The following is a 3724-nucleotide window of genomic DNA, read 5'->3' as shown; positions in this document are numbered from 1 at the left end:
AAAAATACCTCCCAAGCAACAGATTTTATATTTAATCTGTCTACTTTAGAGGTATCATGTCAAAAGTCCTGAGGTATAATATACTTTTCTGAAACATCCTGAGATGTTCTGTATTGTGATAATTTTTTTATAAAAGAATTTATTATCTCTTTGAAAGTTATATACGAAACCAGAAGTGGCTCAGATGCTAAATTTCATAGAAACAGTGTTACTTGTAGGCATATTATCCAAGACTCCCCCACTGCTATCAATCACTTCTATTTCAACATACTATATTCTACCTGCTTTTACTATATAACCTTTAATATTCTTTCTATATTTTTCTCCACAAACTGATAAATTTGCATAGCATCTTCTGCACATTTTATGTCATCCTGTTCTACAAACCATGCTGCAAACAAAAGTTCTATAGCCTCCATCACATAAGGTACTGCTTGTTTTTCTTCTGCCAACAATTCATTTTCCTGTTCATATCCTGCAAAGAAATATTTTAATATCTCGAACCATCGCTTCTCTGAAATATCCACCACTTCCTCTTCAGACAACAATCCAAGCATGAAGTAACACAAATCAAAGATTCTTATATTTCTCTGGCTCAAATCAAAATCTATATAGCCAGAAAATTTTCCATTGTCAAATAAAAAATTACCCAGATGCACATCTCTGTGAATTAGCTGAACCGGTAGCTTATCATACATTTTCTCCATTCTATCTACTAAATTACAATATGTGGCTTCATCTATATATCTCCAATTGCTCTTAATAAACTCTACTTTTATCCAACCATTCATTTCTTTCATTAAACTATTATCCCAAAATTCATCCTGTGCTCCACATTCTTTAAGTGCCTTATGCAATTTTGCTAAAACTCGTCCCATTTTTGATGATACTGCAGTATTTTTATGTATATCAGTTATATTACTGCCGAAAAGTTTATTTGTCAGAATATAATAGTATTCATTATCCATTGCGTAAGTTTTCTTGCTTTTTGTAAGAACAATACCACCAACCGGAATGCCCTTATCCTCTAAAATCGTCAGTATCTTTATATTCCTTTGAAGCATATTGACATCTTCATATATTTTCAAAACAAAATCTTCACCGATTTGCCAAGCCGAATCATATATCTGCTTCACATCTTTTTTTCCACTATATCCCACTCATTTACTATTTGATAAATTTTATTATTCATTGCTTCATACCCTTTCCTTTGTTCTATGATAATTCTTCGAATACTAGACGCTGATAAATGATACCTATCTGCAAGCTCACTATTACTTATACCCACTAAAGATTTCGTAAAAATATGCTCGTTGCGTTTTATCAGTTCCTGCTCATATTCAGTGGGTGTAGAATTTATAGCCTTATCCTTTATAGGAATATAAATGTATTCGCCCTGCACATACTGCTGTATCTCCTGTACCAATCTGTCAGGTAATATATTATATGCATTTTTATAATTCATGCTCTCAGCTCCCTCGTATAAATATACTCAATTATACCATCTTAAACAAAAGAAAACTGTCTATATTTCATACAGAATGAAATATAGACACATACTACAGTTTTTCAATAAATTCAGGATATAATAGACTTTTGAATTTCGAAACATCCTAAGATATTCTGTTTCGAATATATTATCTCTTTGTGAATATTTCGAGAGCGAGAAAAGCCCATAAATTGGAGATTTATGTCTAGTAGTGTTACATATCTGTTGTATGCGTAACACTACCGACACCTTCCCAAAACTGCTCATTATATCTACTCCCCATAATACCCTGTATTAGCTAACTGCTGCCATTTCAAATACATTTCCTTATAATTGTTCTTACTTCTCGCTCATTCAATTGCCCCTGTTTCTCTACTGTCGTATCCCCATCACTTTTTACAAAAAATTTTGCTGAACCTGCCTCTGTTAATTTTCTGTCACTTGCATGGACATGCATAGCCTCTATAACACAGCTTGCTGTATAATATAAATAATAGCCACATACCTTAAATTCATAATACTTAGGCATCTATTTCCTCCATAAACTCTTTGTTCTTATTGTAATAATCTAACACAATCTGAATTTCAATATCATCCATATTTGTTTCTACTATTTTATTTTTATAAATTACTGCTACATTATTCAAACAATTAAGATTAAGTACTCTTACATAACCACCATCTTTTGTATAGGCATACCCATTAATAATCATATCTGCATTATCAGCTACATCTTTTATACTAAGCTGCGTCATATATCTTTACCTCCTTGATTGGTTTTAAGAATGTTTCCGTATCATAATATAACATATTTAGTATTGGAATTAGGTCAATATATTCTTCAACTTCTGGCATTTCCTTGTATTTTGCCATCACAACCAGATATCCGTTATCCCACTCAACAACTTTCGTATATTTTTCTAATTTGTCAGAAGTGATAAAACGAATTCTTTGGTTATTGAATTCAAAAATCGTGTACTTTCCATCATTAGTAAGAATCGCATAATCCTTCAATTAAATCACTCCAATCAAATAATTACTTTTAACATTATATTATATATAATACCATAGTTATTATAAAAAAACACCCCAGAACAAAAGTCCTGAGGTGTAATATATAAATATATAATATACTTTTCCAATATTCTCTTGAATTATCTCTTTGAGAACTGTGGTGCTCTACGAGCTTTCTTAAGACCGTATTTCTTACGCTCTTTCATACGTGGGTCACGAGTTAAGTAACCAGCTTTCTTAAGTGTAGGACGGAAATCTCCATCTACTGTAAGGAGAGCTCTTGAAAGACCATGTCTGATAGCTCCAGCCTGTCCTGTAAATCCGCCACCACGAACTGTGATGATAGCGTCATATTTATCTGTTGTGTTTGTAGCCTCAAGTGGCTGACGAACGATAATCTTTAATGTTTCAAGACCAAAGTACTCATCAATGTCTCTTTTGTTGATTGTGATCTTACCTGTACCTGGTACTAAATATACTCTAGCAATACTGCTTTTTCTTCTACCTGTTCCATAAAATTTTGCGTTTGCCACTGTATTTTCCTCCTCTCAATTATGCTCTCTCTTTGATTTCTAATACTTCCGGCTTCTGAGCCTCATGTCCGTGCTCTGCACCAGCATATACATGAAGTTTTGTAAACATCTGACGACCAAGTGGTCCCTTTGGAAGCATACCTTTTACTGCATGATCTATAACATACTCAGGTTTTTTAGCGAGCATTTCCTTGAGTGTTGTTTCTTTCATTCCACCAACATAGTCTGAATGATTGTAGTAAATCTTCTGATCAAGTTTCTTACCAGTTACTTTAATCTTATCAGCATTGATAACGATAACATAATCACCTGTATCAATATGTGGTGTATAAGTAGGCTTATTCTTACCTCTTAATACATTTGCAACTTCTGTTGCAAGACGTCCTAATGTATGTCCTGTAGCATCAACTACATACCATTTTCTTTCAATTGTGGATGGGCTAGCCATATAACTCTTCATCCCAGTACCTCCTAACTTATTCACTTAGAATCTTATCTACTACATAAATTAAATATACTGCGCGTAGATGCTCTACCGGGGCTTTGGTTCAGCATGTCACACGCCACATTTCGCTATTATACAATATATAGGCATATATGTCAAGTATTTTTTTATTTTCTAATTAGTTTTTTGTAACAGTTCAGCCTTGTCATAGTCAAAAGGAAGAAATTTAAAAACTTTTTTAAT

General features: G+C 33.0%; 7 protein-coding genes. All 7 read right to left on the bottom strand.

What is annotated here, in order from left to right:
- Window positions 1–290: 290 nt before the first annotated feature.
- A complete protein-coding gene (locus KQI69_RS07535; protein ID WP_371818773.1) occupies window positions 291–1136 on the bottom strand; it encodes a phosphotransferase enzyme family protein in 846 nt (281 codons plus the stop codon).
- Window positions 1133–1465 (bottom strand): CD3324 family protein, encoded by a 333-nt coding sequence (locus KQI69_RS07530; protein WP_216564746.1) that lies wholly within the window; start codon window positions 1463–1465, stop codon window positions 1133–1135. Before KQI69_RS07530 ends, KQI69_RS07535 begins: the two co-directional genes overlap by 4 nt.
- Window positions 1466–1802: 337 nt before the next feature.
- On the bottom strand, window positions 1803–2018 hold the full coding sequence (locus tag KQI69_RS07525) for a hypothetical protein (protein WP_253289055.1): 216 nt from the start codon (window positions 2016–2018) through the stop codon (window positions 1803–1805).
- Window positions 2011–2244 carry a hypothetical protein gene (locus tag KQI69_RS07520; protein ID WP_216564745.1) on the bottom strand — a complete coding sequence of 78 codons (234 nt, stop codon included), beginning with the start codon at window positions 2242–2244 and terminating at the stop codon, window positions 2011–2013. The genes KQI69_RS07525 and KQI69_RS07520 overlap by 8 nt, the downstream gene beginning before the upstream one ends.
- Complete coding sequence (locus tag KQI69_RS07515) at window positions 2231–2503, bottom strand: hypothetical protein (RefSeq protein WP_216564744.1); 273 nt, start codon at window positions 2501–2503, stop codon at window positions 2231–2233. The genes KQI69_RS07520 and KQI69_RS07515 overlap by 14 nt, the downstream gene beginning before the upstream one ends.
- Window positions 2504–2643: 140 nt before the next feature.
- Window positions 2644–3036 carry a 30S ribosomal protein S9 gene (rpsI, locus tag KQI69_RS07510; RefSeq protein WP_216564743.1) on the bottom strand — a complete coding sequence of 131 codons (393 nt, stop codon included), beginning with the start codon at window positions 3034–3036 and terminating at the stop codon, window positions 2644–2646.
- A 19-nt stretch (window positions 3037–3055) separates the two neighbouring features.
- Window positions 3056–3496: a 50S ribosomal protein L13 gene (gene rplM / locus KQI69_RS07505; RefSeq protein WP_022015334.1), complete on the bottom strand. Its 441-nt coding sequence runs from the start codon at window positions 3494–3496 to the stop codon at window positions 3056–3058.
- Window positions 3497–3724 lie beyond the last annotated feature (228 nt).

It is taken from the genome of Eubacterium sp. MSJ-13, from assembly GCF_018918235.1.
GTDB lineage: Bacteria > Bacillota > Clostridia > Lachnospirales > Lachnospiraceae > Butyribacter.
The sequence above is the reverse complement of the archived record's forward strand: the minus strand, read 5'-3'. Positions and strand labels throughout refer to the sequence as shown.

Coding starts and splice junctions, on each gene's coding strand:
- rplM (WP_022015334.1), bottom strand. CDS start 3,496: ATGAAGAGTTATATGGCTAGCCCATCCACAATTGAAAGAAAATGGTAT.
- KQI69_RS07520 (WP_216564745.1), bottom strand. CDS start 2,244: ATGACGCAGCTTAGTATAAAAGATGTAGCTGATAATGCAGATATGATT.
- KQI69_RS07525 (WP_253289055.1), bottom strand. CDS start 2,018: ATGCCTAAGTATTATGAATTTAAGGTATGTGGCTATTATTTATATTAT.
- KQI69_RS07530 (WP_216564746.1), bottom strand. CDS start 1,465: ATGAATTATAAAAATGCATATAATATATTACCTGACAGATTGGTACAG.